Source organism: Aneurinibacillus thermoaerophilus, assembly GCF_019603355.1.
Classification (GTDB): domain Bacteria; phylum Bacillota; class Bacilli; order Aneurinibacillales; family Aneurinibacillaceae; genus Aneurinibacillus; species Aneurinibacillus thermoaerophilus.
The window spans coordinates 701781-718188 of sequence record NZ_CP080764.1; the positions used below are offsets into that span (position 1 = coordinate 701781).

Here is a 16408-nt window from a genome sequence, read left to right on the forward strand (position 1 = left end):
AAAAATCCCCTCCCGGTCGCTACAACCGGAGAGGGGTTCTATGCTTCCTTCCTTTAAAAATATTTTACCATAGAGCAGGGGGAATTAGGTATGCAATTATCGTTTTTGCCGAAGATTGATCGAAAGGCTACACAGAAGCGTGTAGAGGAAGCATTGGAGACAGCACGTATTTATCGTCAGATTGGTTTTGTTCGCCGTGAAATCGGGATGACGCCTGCTTATGAAGCTCGATACCACGGTGCGACGAACAAGACGACTGATGCCGTAGCGGATTGTGCAGTATGGAATGTTGATAAGGAAGAGGAAATTCGGCAGCTTACGGAGCGTGTGGAGTGGGCTGTGAGCCGTTTGTCGAGGAAGGAAATAGAAATTATTCAGAAGCGTTATTTGAGCGATGAAGAGACGTTTGATTACCTGTTATGCGATGAATTGCATATGAGTGAGCGGACGTATGCAAGAATAAAAGCGAAAGCATTTTATAAACTGGCCTTTATGTTAAAGCTGGAGGTATTGGAGGAGGAAAAAAAAGCAGAAGGCCGCTTAAATTAATGGCATCCAAACGTAGTCCATTTGGCAGGAAAAATGCAGTTAGTTTGGAAGTGAATGTGTTACTATGATAGTGTCAGAAGATAAGCGAAGGCCGTTCCAGGGGAGCGGCTTTTTCTTTTACATTAAAATGGAGAAAAAAGCACCCTATTTATGGGCGCTTTTCGTTTATTCCTGAGTATTGTTTTAAAGCATCTTGTAAAATATGCGAAAAGTTAACGTTATGTTCTGATGCTAAATCATCGAGCCATTTTGGAATTGTTAACGTTGCTTGCTTCTCAATGCTTTTTCAGTGTTTTGGATTGTAAAAATAAAACTGGAGGTGGGTGGTGATGTAGATGGCGAAGAGAGGATAAAAGATAACCGAAGAACTTGAAGCAAAAATTTTAGCGATGGCCGCCGAAGGAACGAGCCGGCGGAAAATAGCTAAAATGCTTGGTATCAGCATATCTACAGTGAATCGAGTGGTAAAAGGAAAGGGTGTTTCCGAGGACTTGCTCGAACACTTCGAACAAGAAGATAGGCTCTTTTTTTATATTTCGAAAGGGGATGATTTCACGGAACAGGTGGGGATCATGAAACAACGAAAGGAGGTGAAAGGAGATGCCATATGAGTTGAAAAATGCAAAAATCACACATATTTCACTTGTGGATAAAGGAGCGAATGGCGTACCGTTTGCGATTATCAAATGGCCAAACGATTGATGAGTTTAAAACGGTCACTGTAGCGCTGACAGCTAAATGGCCGGCAGAAGCAGATGTAATTGGCAAAGCCGAGAAAATGGAGCTTATCAGTAAAGCAGGCAAAGCGATTTCATCTGGAAATATGAAGCACATTGAAGATGCTATTACTGCATTAACCACATTAAAAGAAAAAGTGACTGTGAAAGAGTCAGGGGGATGATGATGTGAAAGTAGAAGACGTTCAAAAAGCTTACGATGACAAAGGCACTTGAACCGATTAAGAGGCAAGTAGAGCAACTTGCCGATGATGTGCAGGTACTGAAGAACAGTCGAAGTTCGAGTTGATTTCCCGGACACGGTTGACGGCAAAATCATGCTAGCATGGGTGAAGCTACAGTGAACATTCATGATTTTGATGGACTTTATCGAAAACTTCAGGAAATGCAACACGGTGTAATTGAAAAGGTCATCCGAAACATTGTAGAAGCATTAGGCGAAACGCTATTGAATGAACTTATCGAAGAAATCGGGCGACAGGATTTAATTGATACGGGAACGTTGTGGAATTCTTTTACACGTGGCGATGAAGAGAATGTATGGGAATGGGATATTGACCGCAATGCCATTACATTAGAGGTCGGCTCTAATCTCTCATACGCTCGATACTTGAATGATGGATATACAATAGAAAAAACGCATTTTGTTCCTGGTTATTGGAACAGTGGCGGAAGTTTTATATATGCTCCATCTGCTAAAACTGGTTTTATGGCAAGGCCACGCACTTTTATCGGCCGGACATACTTCGATATTACAGTTCAGCATTTTGAAGGCGGCATGAATGAATTGATCGTACAACGATTAGAAAAAGAGCTGGGGAGGGGAGCGGCATGATGGATATTGGTAAAAAAGCATGGGTTGAAATCATTAATCGAATATATCCTGACTTGCCTGTTATCCGAGATAAAGATACCTGGTTAACCGGGCAATTTAAACGACCCAGTGTGTTTATTGAAACCGATCTTGTTTCGGAAAAAGTGCATACGCCGCAATCTGTAAGAGTTATAGAGGATGTAGGGCTAGTCTTTCATTATGACTACGAAAAAGAAAAAGAAGAGGATAAAGGGGAACCGATTCCATTTGATTTATCACCGTTCTTTTTGTATTTGCGTCAGGAACGGTATTGTGTAGGTCCACAAAAACATGGAATTATGCTAGTGGTCGATCCGCCACGAACACGTGAGAAAAGCGATCAGATAGAAATAATATGCCGTTACTCCTATCTTTTGCACATTCCCAAGCATACAACAACGCCTGGGGGCAAAGAAATACAGAAAATCAATCATTTTTGTGTGGAGGGGGTGGACGAATGAGTACACGAAAGAATACACCAACTGAACATTGGAAGCAGTTTGAGAATATGGAGCTTACGAAATCAGAAATGATTGAGCAAGCTCCTATTTTATTCAATGCGGAACGCTTTGAAATGGCTGGCGCACTGCATGATGTAGGACACAAGGAAAGTGTAACGGTTAAGACAGCAAAGAGAAAACTGGATAGCTACTTAAAATTAAAAGAAAATACACCAGTAAAAGAAAGGATGAAAGAAAATGTCAATTCAGAGAATTAGAGGCGGCGTATATATTGACCTGATGGCTGTCGCCAAAGAGCGGATTTTGCCCCGTTCCGGCCGTGTGCTGGTTCCGTACCAGGGCGACTGGGGACGACCCAATTTTCCGGTCGATATGGCGAATACGGCTGAACGAACGGCAGAAACCTGCCTGCTTGTCGATGAAGTAGAACTGGCGGCCGAGAACGGCGCCACGGTTGTTGGTTTCAATATCACGAATGGAACAGAGAAAAAGGCAGCTATTGAGGTGGCGACAAACTATGTCATTGAGGCCAAATATCCGGGTGCGCGCGGGAATGATTTTGGTCGCTTGATTCGCAAAAGTATCGGTGATCCAAGCAAAAAGGAAATGGTTGTGAAGGACACAAAAGGCATCTTTGAAGATGAAGTGTTTGTGTTTGAATCACGAAAAGACTTGGAGAACCGCTTGAAAAAGTCCAAGATGGTGCGTTTTGTAGATAAATCTACAGATGAAGCGCTCGACATTCCAGAAACAACGTTTGAACAGCTCTCCGGCGGTGTATCCGGCATCGGTACGATTACACCAACGGATTGGACACGCATCTTCAATCAAATTAACGGTGTGCAGTTTGATGCGATGTACTTACCAACGTTCGACCCCGCGGTACAAGCAGCAGCAAAACAGTGGATGACAGACCGGAGAAAGCAAGAGCGGCGATTATCACAGCTTGTTGTTGCAGGCGACCCGAATAAAGATGATGACATGGAGGCGCACAATGCGCGCAGTCGGGCTATGAATGCACGTTTCATTATCAACAATACGATTGCCGGACGGCATATCAACGGGAAAGAATACAATTCACTGCAATGGGCGGCATGGCTGGCCGGTCTTGTGGCCGGAACCCCGGCTAATGTATCCATGACCAATATGAAAGTACCGCTCGAAGAAGCTTTGATAGACTGGGGACACAGCGATGTAATGAAAGGTCTATCAGAAGGTACGCTCATGGCGACGCGGGATGGTTATGACTATGTCATCGAATCCGCTGTTAATACGCTTACCACGCTGGGGCCAGGCGAACGGGAGGACTTTGGTAAAATCCGTGTTTCCATGACAATCGATCAAATTATGAATGATATCTATACAGCAGGGAAAAAGTACAAAGCTAAGCTCGACAACGATTCAGATGGTCGGGCTATTTTTATTGGCGCGGTTCTGGAATACCTGAAAATACGCGCTGAACAAAAAGCGATCGATAAACAATTCTCATTTACGGAACATCCGACGAAAAAGAGCGACTTCGATTTTGCTTACTTTAAACTTTTTGCCAAACCGCTTGATGCCGTTGAGGCATTTTTCGTTGACTGGGAGGTAGCATAATGGAACGCGAACTGATTGGACGGAATATGTGGATCCAAGACCATAATGGTGACCCGATTCAAACCATAAAGGAAATGGAAGTATTGCTTAAAACAGAGACTCTTGACATTGTTCGAGCCATGCGGATGGCGAAAACAAAGCAATTGGTTGGGTATGAAATCACATTCAAGATGGTGATGTCGAAGTTAGAGTCACGGCTACGTTATAAGCTGTTAGACGACTTTAAAGCCGGGCGAACGATGTTTTTGCCGCGCGTGACGGGGAAACTGGAAGATAAAATCACCGGAAACATTGAGCGCGTGTTAATGACAGGTATCCATATTCATGGTAATATTGATATTTTTATCGCGAAAACGAATGAAAATAAAGGAATTGACATCACCTTAGAAGGAACGGTAACAGACTTTGAATTCTTGGATAAATTCCCGGATTATATGGCGTGAGTATATACTCGCGCCTTTTCATTTCACTATTAAAAAATCGAAAGGATGAGAAAAAATGAGTGATAAACTACAAAAATACTTGGCAAAAGGAAAAACAGGTTATAAAAGCGAGACCATCACAGTGAAAGCGGATGGCGAGGAATGGTCTGTGCGTCGGCTTACCACAATGGAAATTCGCCGCGCGGTGGAATTGGCCACAAATGAAGATGGTACACCACGCGAAACGTTCAACGAAATTGATGTGATGATCGTGAAAGCGACAGAGCATGAATTTGATTGGAATAACGATGAATTACTAAAAGTGTATGGTTGCGAGATTAAATTCGAACTGCCGCCGCGCATTCTGGACAACCCGGAAGAATACGCGAAATTGAGTCGTGCCGTTCGTGACTTCACCAAAACAAAAGAGGGATTGATAAAAGAAGCAAAAAACTCATCCGAACCGACGGAGAAGCAAGTTGGGTAGCAAGCTTTTGGATTAATCAGCACAAGCTACCGGCTGAGATTTTGCCGTATGAAGTAGATAAGGAGATGCAGCAATACTTTTGTATGGCGGCTTCGATGTTGGCGGAGGAAGAGATGAAACGAATGGCACGAAAATAGGACACGTTTGTTTACGTTGATTCCTATTTTTTTAAATGGTATAATATCAGTACAAACATACGTAGAATAAAAAAGACCGCTGGTGCGGCAACACCAAGCGGCCTGTACAATAGACGTTCCCACAAGGGGATCGGCTCATAAGCTCTAATTAGAAATAGACCTTCCTTTTTGCTTGCGAGGCTCAAGGGAGGTCTATTTATCTTTCTTCATGACAGCAATGGCTGTGAATACTGCGATAAATATTGCGGCAACCAGCACGCCACAACCCAGCATTAAAGATATTGCCTCATATACTGTCATTATTCTCACCCCCTTTCTATTAGGGGATGAGCCGACCACCCTTGAGAGAGCCGATTCTATTGTACAGGAAGATTATAGCATATTTTTATAGAATGGATGCGCGCTCTTTTCCGGGCGCGCTTTTATTTTGCTTAAATTTTGGAAGGAGGTGAAACATTGGCAATAAAACCTGTTACATTCGTATTCCAAGCAAAGGACTTCATTTCGGAAAGATTAAGAAAAATGGGTGCTGAAATACGAAGAACGTCGGAGGACGTGATTGGCCTAAGAAGTACTACTGAAAAAATGTACGACAGTTTGGCAAGTGGCGGACAAAAAGTACAAAAAAGTATGCGCGATATTCGCGATCAAGTTGGCGCCGCAAATAATGAAATGCAAAGTTTTGCTCGAAAGAAAATGGATGATATCTTTGGTCGTGCAAAAAAAAGTGCAGACGATTTTCGCTCTGAAGTGAAACGAGCCGATGACGAGGTTAGAAGCATGAACGATGCGACCGTTCATTTACAGGCAAAGGATGAGGCCAGCCCAACACTTGATGGAATTACCTCAAAACTTGCAACCATCGCAGCAACAGCGGGAAGGATTTTTATTGGAGTATTTGATGGCGCTACTGAGTATTGGAATGAAGCGGCTCGCTTGGCACCATATATGTCAAAAGCAGAACGAGAATCAGCGCTAAAAAAGGCGGATGACCTATACGGGAAAGGCTTTTTTGAATCACGAGTAGAAGCGGTAAAAGTTACAGCCGACATTGCGCCGCTCGTTAGTGACAAAAAACAACTGCCGTCTTTTGTTGAGTCTTTAGCAAAAATGAAGTATATAATGCCAGATTCAAGGTGGGAAGAATTAAGTCGCGCGCTTGGACAGAGTACAAACGTCTTTGAAGAAACTCCGCAACAGGTCACTGACAGCATGATGTATGCCTATTCGAAAGTCGGGGATAGGAAGCAAGATTTAGCAGACACTTTCTGGGAATCTGCACTTTACTTTAAGAATGCGAATTTGACTTCTGCTCAAATGTCGAACTTTCTTGTGCAAAGTGTGCAGAAAGGCGCGTTTAACTATGACAAGCCCGCTGACTGGTTTAAAGAGGCGTTTGGTGTAAAAGCGCTTAATGAAGGTGATATGGCTAAATATTTCGAGCATCGTGGTTCAAGTAAAGATGTAGCAAAAAAACAAGCGAAAGAATTTGTAGCCGATATCAATTCAGGAGATCGTCAAAAGTCTCAGGGAGCTATAATGGCGCTTGTAGCCGATCTTGCAAGCCAGGAACGCGCCGAACGGAAAGCCTCGCTCGTTATGCTTGGTTCAGCGGTTGGTGCAGACTTAGCGAGTTCAATTCTTGAGACATATGGAGTGGCACTTGAAAAGCCTCCGGACGAAATCGCTGGTACAACGGATCGGATGATTAAGGCGCAAAAAGATGCCAACCCAATGATGGAATGGATTGAAGCGCGTCGTCAAATGGATTTAATTATGCAGGAAATCGGTGGTAATGTAGCTCAAACATTTCTTCCGTTAGTCAAAAAAATGAATACGCTTCTTGTCGAAAATAAAAGCGAAATTCAAGGATTTATAGGGGCTATTACTAGTGGCTTAACTAAAATAACGGGATTCTATAAAGAACATACAGGCCTTATTAATGGCATTTTAGGTACAGTACTTGCTGTTGGAATTGCGTTAAAAGCCTGGACCATAAGCAAAAGAACGATTGATACCATTAAAGATATAAAATCAACCATCGGTAGTGTTGCAAGAAAACTCGTTTCTTTGCTTCCTGGTAGAAAAAAAGGCAATGATGTCCTTCCTGAACGCCGCCGCTTCACCCTAAAAGGAAGCGATCCTATCCATTCCGTCTCGTCCGTAACTATCAACGCCGCGCGCGTCTACATTAACGGCCCGGTTGACGGTGGTAGAGGCGTCCGGACGCGTGATGAAATTGGCGGCGGACGAAAGAAAAATAGTGACACTACACCGCGGCGGCGAAAACGAACCATCCCGCGTGAGGTGGCAGGCGAATTCCTTCGTCGTGGCCGTCCGGAACCTAAACCGAAAAAGAGTGTCTTTTCCCGTTTCAAAGACTTTGTAACAGGAAATCGCAACAAAATAGAGGAAACAGGTCTTGAACAGGCCGATAAATTAGCGAGGATGGGTAAGTTCGTTAAAGGAGCTGGCGTCGTTGGTACAGTGGCTGGCACCGCACTAGCCGGATACGACATGTATCAAGCAGCGAAAGAAAAAGGATGGCGAGAAGCTATTTCCACAAAAGGTGGAGCTATGGCCGGCGGGGCATTAGGTGGAATGATTTTTGTCGTAGGCAGTTCTATTCTTGGCCCTGTCGGAACAATGGTCGGCGCAGCCGCTGGGAACTGGATAGGAACTAAACTGGGGGCTTTAGCTGATCAAAAAGGGTGGACAAAAAACATCGTAGATGGCGTTGTAAGTGCGAAAGAAAAAATGAGCGAATTTACATCTGACGCCGTTAAAAAGCTTACCAGTCTAAAAGATAAAGTGTCTTCCTGGTGGCGGGGAGACAAAGGGAAAACGAAAGAAGTACAAAGTGCAGTTGCGAGTTCCTCTTTCTTCTTTCCTTCTTTTACTCCAGAAGGAAAGAAGAAAATACAGAACGCAATCACCTCCCTTAGGAATTCGCTGAAAGAAAAAGGAATTGAGATAGACCTTTCTCCGCTCCAAAAGGCCGGTACAAAGGTGAAAGATGCTTTTACGATGATGAAGAAGAATGTTACAGGGTGGTGGAAAAGCTCTGATTCCAAAAAGGCGCAGGATGATATGAAGGCGGTTGGAACTTCTACCCAAAAAACAACCGCACAAGCGAAGCAACTTGGTGTTACAACGGCTAAAAGTACGCAACAGGTAGTCCAAGGCGCAAAACAAGCAGGCCGGAGCTTTACAGACGTGAAAGCGGCGGCGACAAATGCCGTTGCCCAAATTAAACAAAAACTTGAATCTCTTGGTGATATCGTAAGTAAGGGGCAAAACTGGGGGAGCAACCTCATTTCCATGGTTATATCTGGAATGCGCAGCCAATTTCCTACGTTAACATCTGTTGTATCCAGTGCGGCTGGAATAATAAAAAATTTCCTTGGTTTTTCTTCACCGACAAAGGAAGGGCCCGCAAGCAAATCTGACCGCTGGGCACCGAACTTTATCCATATGTTCGTCAGCGGTATTGATGAGCATATTGTTGGACGGAAAATGAATCGTGTAGCTGCCATGATGAATCAGCCGCTCCGTGGCCGTGCTTCCCTTGATGTGGTGCCACATAGCCGAATGGCTTCCGGTAGCGGTATTCCGGTTGCCAAAGCGTTTCAGGGACAAGCAAACCGAGCAGCCAATATAAACATTGGAAAAATTGTCATTGATATGGGACAGCTTATGAAGAATGTCAGTGACCCACAAGCAGTTTTGCGTATTTTATCTAGCCGAGAAGCGCATGGAATTATTATCAATACGGTGGAAAAAGCATTGATTAACGCTTTGGAAAACGGGTGATGCAATGTTAGCGTTAGCACAAGGAAATCATCGGTTTCGGTTTCCTCTCACAACGGCTGAATTTCAAGTCCAAATGGGAAATGAGATCGAGACCTTTACCATCATTACAGGAGAAGAGATGACGTCAAAAAAACCGGTTTCAAAAGCAAAACGGGTTTCTTTTCAGGTGATTGTACCACGAAGATGGGAAGAAATATGGGAAAGCGGAACCGAAACGATTAAATATAAATCACCAGAACAATTCATAGAGTTGATGGATCAGTGGAAGGGACGACCGGTTGTCGTCCTTTTTTATTCCGTATTTTCCAAGACGATGCTCATCGAAAACATTGAGGTGACATACAAAGACGGACAAGGGAACTTGCATGTGACCCTGTCATTTGTCGAGTATAAGCCAGTTAAAATTGTCACCTATTCAAACACAAAACAATTGCTGAAACCGGGGCTGGTGATTACAAAGCCGGCCAAAAGCCGCGCAAATACAACGACGAAAAAGCCGAAGAAAAACGAGAGGAAAAACAAGGACAAGAAAAAAAATAATACGAACAAAGATAAGAAAAAGGATAAGAAAAAAGAGGAAAGCAAAATGGGCAACTTTGATTATGCCGCCCAAAAAAAGCGAATGAGTCAAACAATAGAGCGGGCAAAAGGTGGGAAGTGATGCAAACCGTTCAAAATATCAACACACAGGATTTTGCGGTCGTGTATGGCAAACAGAATGTCCGTCATATTCTCACGGACGCTCTGACCGATTTATCCTGGTCATCGAACCGGGATGAAATCACTCAAACGATGACAGCGCGGTTGCGAAACGCACCTCCCATTCAAGAGGCGGGGATGCTTATGTGTTTTGCCAAGCGTTCCAAGCATCAGCTACTAAACCAGATGAACCAGTTTTTTCACGGCCCCATTATAAGCTGGGAGAAAAACGAGTTTACGGACGAATGGGAGATTACCGCGAAAGAGCTCGGATGGTATTTGACCAAAAATGATGGCACACGCCCGTATCTTAAGGGAGAGGCGGGAGCGGAGCTACAAAGATATATCCAGTCAACAGGCGTTGACTTTCGTTGCCCAAATCTTGGCTTTTCAATAGACGAACGGTATGGAACAAGGCCACATAGCGAAATTGTGTTGGATGTGTTGCAAAAGGCATATGAGCATACCGGATACCGCTTTTATATTGAGTATATCCGTACTGATCAAAGTTACTTTATGGTGGTGACGCGCGAGGGAAGAAACACGCGTGTGCCAGTCTTTGTACGTGAACAGATGGAAGCCAGTAGTATCAGAAAATCAATCGAAGACGTATATACGGTGGTCACCGCGCAAAAATGGAAGGATGACAAAGTGGTTTCGTCTGTGACGAAGAAAAATGACGGTGCCATAAAAAACATTGGGCGAATGGGAAAGATCATTGAAGTAGAAGAAGGAGAAGACCCGGCGGCTATCGCCACCTATAAACTTTATGAGCTTTCCAATCCGCGCCCAACAAAAAAAATCACTGTTCGTCATTCCGATCATACGCTATCCGGTCTCCGGGCTGGATGGCTTGTTTTGATCCAGGAGGAAAAATACAAGTCGAAATGGGTGGTTGTTTCGGCAGATACAACATTCAAAAATGGGGTATATACAGTACAGCTTACACTCGAAGGAAGGGAATGAAAATGAATGAAGCGATAAAACGAATTAAAAATAAAGTGGCGCGACACATTGACGCACGAGATGTAGAATATGCAACACTTTTAAGTTGGCCGAATGCCAAGATAAAAATAGAAGGGGATCCTCATCCATATGAGCAAGACAAACTTGTGTTTGCTGAATATCTGCTTGACCGAAAAGTAGATGTTGTTTTTCAGGTGGTCGAATATATGGAGGGAGAAGAGGCGAAAGGCTCTGTTTCGGGAGTACTTGCCAATGGGATGGAATATGAAAGCGGAATGCCATACCAACAAGTGCCGCGCTCTCTTCTCAAAGGCGTTCTGCTCATTCCCAGTCCCTTAAAAGTCGGTGATAAGTTGATTGTTGAACGTATCGCCGACCAACGCTATTACGTACTGGGGAGAAGGGATGTGGTCTATGATGGCGGATGAGTCTCAAGTGTTTCCGGATATGAATTTTGAAGACTTGAATGATATTGACCAATTCGAGGGAATGCCTTCCGAACAAAAATGGACGTATATGATTGACTTTGAAAAACGTCGGCTTCTACTGGATGAGGATGGACGTCCTAAAAAAACAGAAACATACGAGGAATATTTGATCCAAATATGTACGATGATTTTGAATACAGAACGGTTTCAGTACGTCATTTATGATGGGGAAATCGGCGTGGAGAAGTCAGAATGGCCGGCATGGGAAGACCTTGAAATCAAACGCGATATTGAGGAAGCGCTGGAAGTCCATTCAGAAATCGTGAAAGCCGAGGTTTTAGCGATGGAACGGGCGGAAAATAAAATGCATATAAGTGTCCGTTTAACTGGATTATCAGGGATGGTGGAAACGGAGGTGGAGGTACTTGGAACTGGATGACAAAATGTTGTTGCTTTTAGAAACACCAGAAATGATTTATGAGCGTGTAGCGAACCGCGTTAAAGGCGAAATTCCTATCGAGCAGGGAGAATTATTTTATATCTTTGCTTATCCAATTTGTCAGGAGATTGCCGAGCAGCAAGAGCAATTACAATACATGTTTATTCAAGGCTTTCCTTTATGGGCCGACGGGGAATTTTTAGACCGACATGGGGAAAAGGAATTCATTAAGTTAGAGCGTCTACCGGGAGAAGACGACGAATCATACCGTAAACGAATCCTTACAGCAACCAGAGAAGAAGAAGGAAATGGGCGTCGTCGGGACTATGAACGATGGGCGCGTGATGCCGGTGCTGGTGGTGCCTTCGCCGTCGAACACGCTCGGCATGAGAATAGCATTGATGTGTACATTACAGACTACCAGGGCAATCCGGCAACGCCTGAACTATGCGCCACAGTTCGTGAAAAGATGGAAAGCAAACGGATCGCTGTCCATGATTTGCAGGTTCTTCCAGCTCTTACGAACGCGATTCATGTAGAAGCGCGCCTGCATCTGCTTCCTGATGCAAAGCCAGAAGAAGTTGATCGGTTGATTTTAGAACGTCTCACCCAGTACGTTCAGCAAACGTCGCTGATTCGCTATCATGTTATCAATACGCTTTTGTTTGTTCCTGGGGTTGTCGATTGGGAATCTTGTACCGTAAATGGGGGGACTGACAATATCGAAAGGCCAGAGGGAGCGATTAATGTTGTGACGTGGAGGCGAATCGAATGATTCGGATTCCGCTAAAATACCGACAAAAAATCCCGCCTTTTGTATATGAAGACCCCATTCTTGCCAAGGCGTTTGAAGCCATTGACGAGGAAATCCAGTTATTCAATAAAAAGGCGCAGGAAATTGTTGATCAATATTTTCTGTCCACAGCTACATGGGGATTACCTGTTTGGGAGAAAATGTTCGGGATTACGGACAGTAGCGGGACAGATGAGGAACGACGTGAGAAAATTCGGCGTAAATATTGGGCGAAACGGAATTTTACATTGGAAACACTACGGTTAGTCGGGGAGCAAGCAGGGCATTTAGACGCTGTAAAAGAAGATTTCATGCGTAAAATCGTGATGTTTGAATTTTTCTTGGACAAACCTGTTCATTTGCCTTCGTTATATAAAGATTTTGAAGAATTACGCCCCGTCCATGTGCAGGGAGCAGAAGTGATCCTTCATCATCAACCTGAAGTTGTTTTGATTGAAGAATACGCCCGTTACCATCACATGGATTCCTATATTTGTGATACGTTTTATCCAGAGATTGACGCAGAAGGTCGATTATATCATGAAGCATTAGACGTATCTGAACAGGGAAGAAATCATAGGCTCGACTTTCCTATTATAGATACATTCTATCCAGAGGAGGAAACACGATGATTATCCAGCCTCTTTTCTTGACAAACATCGTACAGGATATGGATAACCGTATTGATCATGCATTGGTCAACGTTGCCGGGGAGCTTGCGAAATATCCTATTTTTCGCTCGGAAATCCAAGAAAAAAAGTTAACGGTTTACATCTATATTCCTGATAATGAGGCGATAGGCAAGCAAATTCTTGGCGCATCGCTCATGAGCAAAGACGGAAACACATTAGCAAATAAACCCTTGAACGCAATCAAAGGCGACAAGGGTTTTTTAATTGCTTTCGAATTTTCTGTGGAAGTGAAGGTGAAGACAAATGGCGTATGAAAAGCAGACATGGATTCCTCACATTGTTGACCCGAATAAGCCGCTTATTGATCCGAAGACAGGGAAGCAGGCTATTGACCCGAATACAGGACGCGTCTTGTGGCAGCCAGTACAGGAGGGCACAAGATTCACTCCCGGAAGAATGAATCATATGGAGGAGGGAATTGAGCAAGCGCATATCTTAATTGAGCAACTGGCTAAAGAATGGGGAGGAAACTTTGTTGCCTCTCCAAACGGAGCGGCTGGCTTCCAATTCTCGCATGATGGCCTGACCGTTTCATGGACCGCAGGTATTGCGTATGTAAACGGCCGCCGCTTTGAAGTTCCGGCGGGTAGCATGGAACTAAACCCGACGCAGGGACAATACATCTATCTGGACACGGACGGAACGATGAAGAAAACGACGTCCCAGGCGACCGCAGAGGCTGGGCTTTTGCTTTGGTATTTTGCCACGGATGCCAGTCAAGTTATTACGTCTACGGATAAACGAAAAATCATTACGCCGGACACATATGCAAAAAAAGAAGAAGTAGTCATGAAAGAGCCTGGAAAAGGGTTGTCTACTAATGACTATTCTGATACAGAAAAAGGGAAAGTAGCATCACACGAAACCCGCCTACAAAAAATCGAAGAAGAAATGGGGGAAGGGACACCGTTTCAAACAACAGTACTTCCTGGTATGAATATCATCACCGTCCCACGTAGTACACCGTTCAATGTGCTGAACATAAAAGGTCGGACGTTGATTAACCTATTGGGACGGGATGGAAATTGCGAAAGTTTAACTAACCTCTCTAGCCATTTGAATGTTAATGTAACTGCTACGTTAGATTCAACGAATAAAAGCATAGGGAGTAAAAGTATAAAGGTTACGTTGAACGCAGGAGCAACATCAGGTAATACCGTAGGTGCTTTTTTTAATTTACCAAGCACTACAGCTAACGACTACTATATTTTTATTGGTGAAATTAAAAACGGTAATGCAACTCAAGCAAGAATAGGACTTCCAAATGCAGGAAATGTATATAGTATGTTTGCAACAGATACCACAAAATTTACAACTGTATATAAAAAATTTATTCCACAAACATCTAATTCTACGTATGTTGCATTAATGGTAGAAGGGGCGGAAGGACAATATGCATACTTTGACGCTCTCCGCCTTTATAAAATTAGCGAAGCCGAATACAACGCCATAGACAATATGACACCGGAGCAAATCGCCCAACGTTGGCCGTATGTAGACGACATAAAAGGCGTTCGGAATCCATATATCATCCGGTATGGTAAAAACATTCTGCCGCCGTTTACGGAGTGGACGCGATTAAGTTCTAGTACAAAAGCGGTAGCGCAAGAGCCTTATATGCTAGAAATTGGTGCGGATGGTGACGGAGATTATGTAAGTACGGAGTTTGAATGCTTACCAAATACTTCTTATACCATATCTGCAACGTTAGAAAATATGTATCACGGAATTTTTATTTTAGATTATTATACGCCAATACAAAGTTATACAGAAAAAGGGACATTCACATTTAATACTGGGAACTATACAAAACTTGCATACACCGCAAAAGCAAAAAACAAGACACAAATAGCGAGACTAAAGAACCCGATGCTCAATATCCGAGACACCCCCTTACCTTTCGAGCCACAAAACAATGACTATCAATTTTTTGATGTCACACTACACTCGAACACAGACGGAAGCGTAAGAGACGAGTTGTTTTTCCGTGATGGAAAACCGTACAAGCTTAAACGGTTTGAAGAATTGGTGTTGGATGGTAGTTATACACCGCAATTCGCGAGGGATAGAGCAGGGTTTAAATGGGTGATTCTTAATGTTCCGTTTCTAGCAACCAACGGTGTAACAAGCGAAGCATACCAAACAGGGATAAAATACGACGGGAAGATATTAAAAGCAGTACCGAACTCTTTTGCAAATGCTACATCGGGCGATGTAATAGATATTGACCATGGAAGGAAGCAAGTATATATAGCTATCCCCGACACAGACAGCGGTTGGCCGGAAGCATGGAACGGTACAACGATAGCTAAAAAAGGCGCTATGACAAGGGATGCCACAGCGCAGGATATGATAAAAGCCTATTTCAATGGGTGGAAATGGGACGATGCAAATGGAAGATGGTACTTGCCAAACGATGTGAACTCATATAGTGGGGACGTTGATTTTGTAACAAACAATTATTCATCGTATTACACAAATAAACTTGGCACACCATACCGTCTACTCTACCAACTCGCTCAACCTGTTGAAGTCCCTGTATCGTCCGAAGGGGAAATTTCTCTATTTGAAGGGGATAATTTACTTGAAGTCGGGACGGGGGTTGTGGTTCGTGAACCCGTTACTCCTGTATATGACTCAGGTAGTGGAAATTATCAAATAAATTCTGCATCTAATCCACTTAAAAACAAAATAAGTCGTGTATTGAGTATTTATAATGGAACAAAATTAACGGAATTTACCACAGGTGTGCGTGATATTTTTAGCCCCTATTATTCTACATTAGGTGCAGGATATGGACATGTTTTAGCAAGTGTCTATGACCCAACAGCTGCATACTCCGCCACCTATATTGCTGAGAAATACGCCTACACTGCACCGCTTATCGACCTACAAGGCGAACACCGTACCAAGTTGGCTGGAGTGGTAGCGGAATTAGCGCAAGACCAGGCGGATACAAAAACCGATGTAGACATGATAAAAGCACAGTACGCACGAAAGCAACAGGGGCCATGGGTTCCGGCGGTGTTGTTGAATGGGTGGGTGAATTATAAGGAGTCTTTTGCTACTGCCGGGTATATGAAGGATGAATTTGGATTCGTTCATATTAAAGGCACGATAAAAAGTGGAGTCACAACAGCAGGAACGGTGATTACTACACTTCCTAAAGGTTGCAGACCAAAAGAGAAGCGGGAAATTGTTACAGCGTGTTTCAGTCCTGCTTCCGTTGCGCTTCTATCTATCTATCCTACAGGAGATATTGTAGCGGATATTGTCCCATACAACACATGGTTGTCTTTAGAACTAAAACCGTTCCTAGCCGAACAATAAAGG

At 43.6% G+C, this 16408-nt stretch carries 19 protein-coding genes; 18 read left to right on the forward strand and 1 reads right to left on the reverse strand.

Annotated features, from left to right (window positions below; translation table 11 throughout):
* The first annotated feature begins 90 nt into the window (after positions 1-90).
* The 9 genes from K3F53_RS03810 to K3F53_RS03850 all read left to right on the forward strand — a co-directional run bounded on the left by K3F53_RS03810 (position 91) and on the right by K3F53_RS03850 (position 5108).
* Positions 91-549: an ArpU family phage packaging/lysis transcriptional regulator gene (locus K3F53_RS03810; protein WP_220559350.1), complete on the forward strand. Its 459-nt coding sequence runs from the start codon at positions 91-93 to the stop codon at positions 547-549.
* Positions 550-905: 356 nt separating this feature from the next.
* Entirely contained in the window at positions 906-1160 is a 255-nt protein-coding gene (locus K3F53_RS19875) for a helix-turn-helix domain-containing protein (RefSeq protein WP_409338415.1), read from the forward strand.
* 50 nt (positions 1161-1210) lie between these two features.
* Positions 1211-1450, forward strand: coding sequence for a hypothetical protein (locus K3F53_RS03820; protein ID WP_220559351.1), 240 nt, complete (start codon positions 1211-1213; stop codon positions 1448-1450).
* A 176-nt stretch (positions 1451-1626) separates the two neighbouring features.
* A complete protein-coding gene (locus K3F53_RS03825; RefSeq protein WP_057899752.1) occupies positions 1627-2121 on the forward strand; it encodes an HK97 gp10 family phage protein in 495 nt (164 codons plus the stop codon).
* Complete coding sequence (locus K3F53_RS03830; RefSeq protein ID WP_220559352.1) at positions 2118-2600, forward strand: hypothetical protein; 483 nt, start codon at positions 2118-2120, stop codon at positions 2598-2600. The genes K3F53_RS03825 and K3F53_RS03830 overlap by 4 nt, the downstream gene beginning before the upstream one ends.
* Positions 2597-2857, forward strand: a complete 261-nt coding sequence (locus tag K3F53_RS03835) for a YqzN/YkzM domain-containing protein (protein ID WP_057899750.1) — start codon at positions 2597-2599, stop codon at positions 2855-2857. The genes K3F53_RS03830 and K3F53_RS03835 overlap by 4 nt, the downstream gene beginning before the upstream one ends.
* The gene (locus K3F53_RS03840) at positions 2838-4199 is read left to right on the forward strand and encodes a phage tail sheath subtilisin-like domain-containing protein (RefSeq protein ID WP_057899749.1); all 1362 of its coding nucleotides are present in this window, start codon (positions 2838-2840) and stop codon (positions 4197-4199) included. Before K3F53_RS03835 ends, K3F53_RS03840 begins: the two co-directional genes overlap by 20 nt.
* Positions 4199-4642, forward strand: coding sequence for a phage tail tube protein (locus K3F53_RS03845; protein WP_057899748.1), 444 nt, complete (start codon positions 4199-4201; stop codon positions 4640-4642). Before K3F53_RS03840 ends, K3F53_RS03845 begins: the two co-directional genes overlap by 1 nt.
* Before the next feature lie 55 nt (positions 4643-4697).
* Positions 4698-5108, forward strand: a complete 411-nt coding sequence (locus K3F53_RS03850) for a hypothetical protein (protein ID WP_057899747.1) — start codon at positions 4698-4700, stop codon at positions 5106-5108.
* Between the two features lie 329 nt (positions 5109-5437).
* Here the strand turns inward: K3F53_RS03850 and K3F53_RS03855 are convergent, their stop codons facing one another.
* Entirely contained in the window at positions 5438-5545 is a 108-nt protein-coding gene (locus K3F53_RS03855) for a putative holin-like toxin (protein WP_220559353.1), read from the reverse strand.
* A gap of 156 nt (positions 5546-5701) precedes the next feature.
* Between K3F53_RS03855 and K3F53_RS03860 the strand changes: the two genes are divergently transcribed.
* Genes K3F53_RS03860 through K3F53_RS03900 form a run of 9 tightly spaced genes read left to right on the forward strand, consistent with a single transcriptional unit; the run spans position 5702 to position 16405 of the window.
* Positions 5702-9058, forward strand: coding sequence for a phage tail tape measure protein (locus tag K3F53_RS03860; RefSeq protein ID WP_220559354.1), 3357 nt, complete (start codon positions 5702-5704; stop codon positions 9056-9058).
* Between the two features lie 4 nt (positions 9059-9062).
* A complete protein-coding gene (locus K3F53_RS03865; RefSeq protein ID WP_057899745.1) occupies positions 9063-9719 on the forward strand; it encodes a hypothetical protein in 657 nt (218 codons plus the stop codon).
* Entirely contained in the window at positions 9719-10723 is a 1005-nt protein-coding gene (locus K3F53_RS03870; protein WP_057899744.1) for an XkdQ/YqbQ family protein, read from the forward strand. The genes K3F53_RS03865 and K3F53_RS03870 overlap by 1 nt, the downstream gene beginning before the upstream one ends.
* Before the next feature lie 2 nt (positions 10724-10725).
* Entirely contained in the window at positions 10726-11151 is a 426-nt protein-coding gene (locus K3F53_RS03875; RefSeq protein ID WP_057899743.1) for a DUF2577 family protein, read from the forward strand.
* The gene (locus K3F53_RS03880) at positions 11138-11590 is read left to right on the forward strand and encodes a DUF2634 domain-containing protein (protein ID WP_236781899.1); all 453 of its coding nucleotides are present in this window, start codon (positions 11138-11140) and stop codon (positions 11588-11590) included. The genes K3F53_RS03875 and K3F53_RS03880 overlap by 14 nt, the downstream gene beginning before the upstream one ends.
* On the forward strand, positions 11577-12365 hold the full coding sequence (locus tag K3F53_RS03885; RefSeq protein WP_057899742.1) for a baseplate J/gp47 family protein: 789 nt from the start codon (positions 11577-11579) through the stop codon (positions 12363-12365). Before K3F53_RS03880 ends, K3F53_RS03885 begins: the two co-directional genes overlap by 14 nt.
* Complete coding sequence (locus K3F53_RS03890; RefSeq protein WP_057899741.1) at positions 12362-13015, forward strand: putative phage tail protein; 654 nt, start codon at positions 12362-12364, stop codon at positions 13013-13015. The genes K3F53_RS03885 and K3F53_RS03890 overlap by 4 nt, the downstream gene beginning before the upstream one ends.
* A complete protein-coding gene (locus K3F53_RS03895) occupies positions 13012-13329 on the forward strand; it encodes a hypothetical protein (protein WP_057899740.1) in 318 nt (105 codons plus the stop codon). The genes K3F53_RS03890 and K3F53_RS03895 overlap by 4 nt, the downstream gene beginning before the upstream one ends.
* On the forward strand, positions 13319-16405 hold the full coding sequence (locus tag K3F53_RS03900) for a hypothetical protein (RefSeq protein ID WP_220559355.1): 3087 nt from the start codon (positions 13319-13321) through the stop codon (positions 16403-16405). Before K3F53_RS03895 ends, K3F53_RS03900 begins: the two co-directional genes overlap by 11 nt.
* The last annotated feature ends 3 nt before the right edge of the window (positions 16406-16408 follow it).

What these genes read in the sequence shown, in the direction of transcription:
- K3F53_RS03810 (WP_220559350.1), top strand. Translation starts at nt 91, where the DNA reads ATGCAATTATCGTTTTTGCCGAAGATTGATCGAAAGGCTACACAGAAG.
- K3F53_RS03820 (WP_220559351.1), top strand. Translation starts at nt 1,211, where the DNA reads ATGGCGTACCGTTTGCGATTATCAAATGGCCAAACGATTGATGAGTTT.
- K3F53_RS03830 (WP_220559352.1), top strand. Translation starts at nt 2,118, where the DNA reads ATGATGGATATTGGTAAAAAAGCATGGGTTGAAATCATTAATCGAATA.
- K3F53_RS03835 (WP_057899750.1), top strand. Translation starts at nt 2,597, where the DNA reads ATGAGTACACGAAAGAATACACCAACTGAACATTGGAAGCAGTTTGAG.
- K3F53_RS03840 (WP_057899749.1), top strand. Translation starts at nt 2,838, where the DNA reads ATGTCAATTCAGAGAATTAGAGGCGGCGTATATATTGACCTGATGGCT.
- K3F53_RS03845 (WP_057899748.1), top strand. Translation starts at nt 4,199, where the DNA reads ATGGAACGCGAACTGATTGGACGGAATATGTGGATCCAAGACCATAAT.
- K3F53_RS03850 (WP_057899747.1), top strand. Translation starts at nt 4,698, where the DNA reads ATGAGTGATAAACTACAAAAATACTTGGCAAAAGGAAAAACAGGTTAT.
- K3F53_RS03855 (WP_220559353.1), bottom strand. Translation starts at nt 5,545, where the DNA reads ATGACAGTATATGAGGCAATATCTTTAATGCTGGGTTGTGGCGTGCTG.
- K3F53_RS03865 (WP_057899745.1), top strand. Translation starts at nt 9,063, where the DNA reads ATGTTAGCGTTAGCACAAGGAAATCATCGGTTTCGGTTTCCTCTCACA.
- K3F53_RS03870 (WP_057899744.1), top strand. Translation starts at nt 9,719, where the DNA reads ATGCAAACCGTTCAAAATATCAACACACAGGATTTTGCGGTCGTGTAT.
- K3F53_RS03875 (WP_057899743.1), top strand. Translation starts at nt 10,726, where the DNA reads ATGAATGAAGCGATAAAACGAATTAAAAATAAAGTGGCGCGACACATT.
- K3F53_RS03880 (WP_236781899.1), top strand. Translation starts at nt 11,138, where the DNA reads ATGATGGCGGATGAGTCTCAAGTGTTTCCGGATATGAATTTTGAAGAC.
- K3F53_RS03890 (WP_057899741.1), top strand. Translation starts at nt 12,362, where the DNA reads ATGATTCGGATTCCGCTAAAATACCGACAAAAAATCCCGCCTTTTGTA.
- K3F53_RS03895 (WP_057899740.1), top strand. Translation starts at nt 13,012, where the DNA reads ATGATTATCCAGCCTCTTTTCTTGACAAACATCGTACAGGATATGGAT.
- K3F53_RS03900 (WP_220559355.1), top strand. Translation starts at nt 13,319, where the DNA reads ATGGCGTATGAAAAGCAGACATGGATTCCTCACATTGTTGACCCGAAT.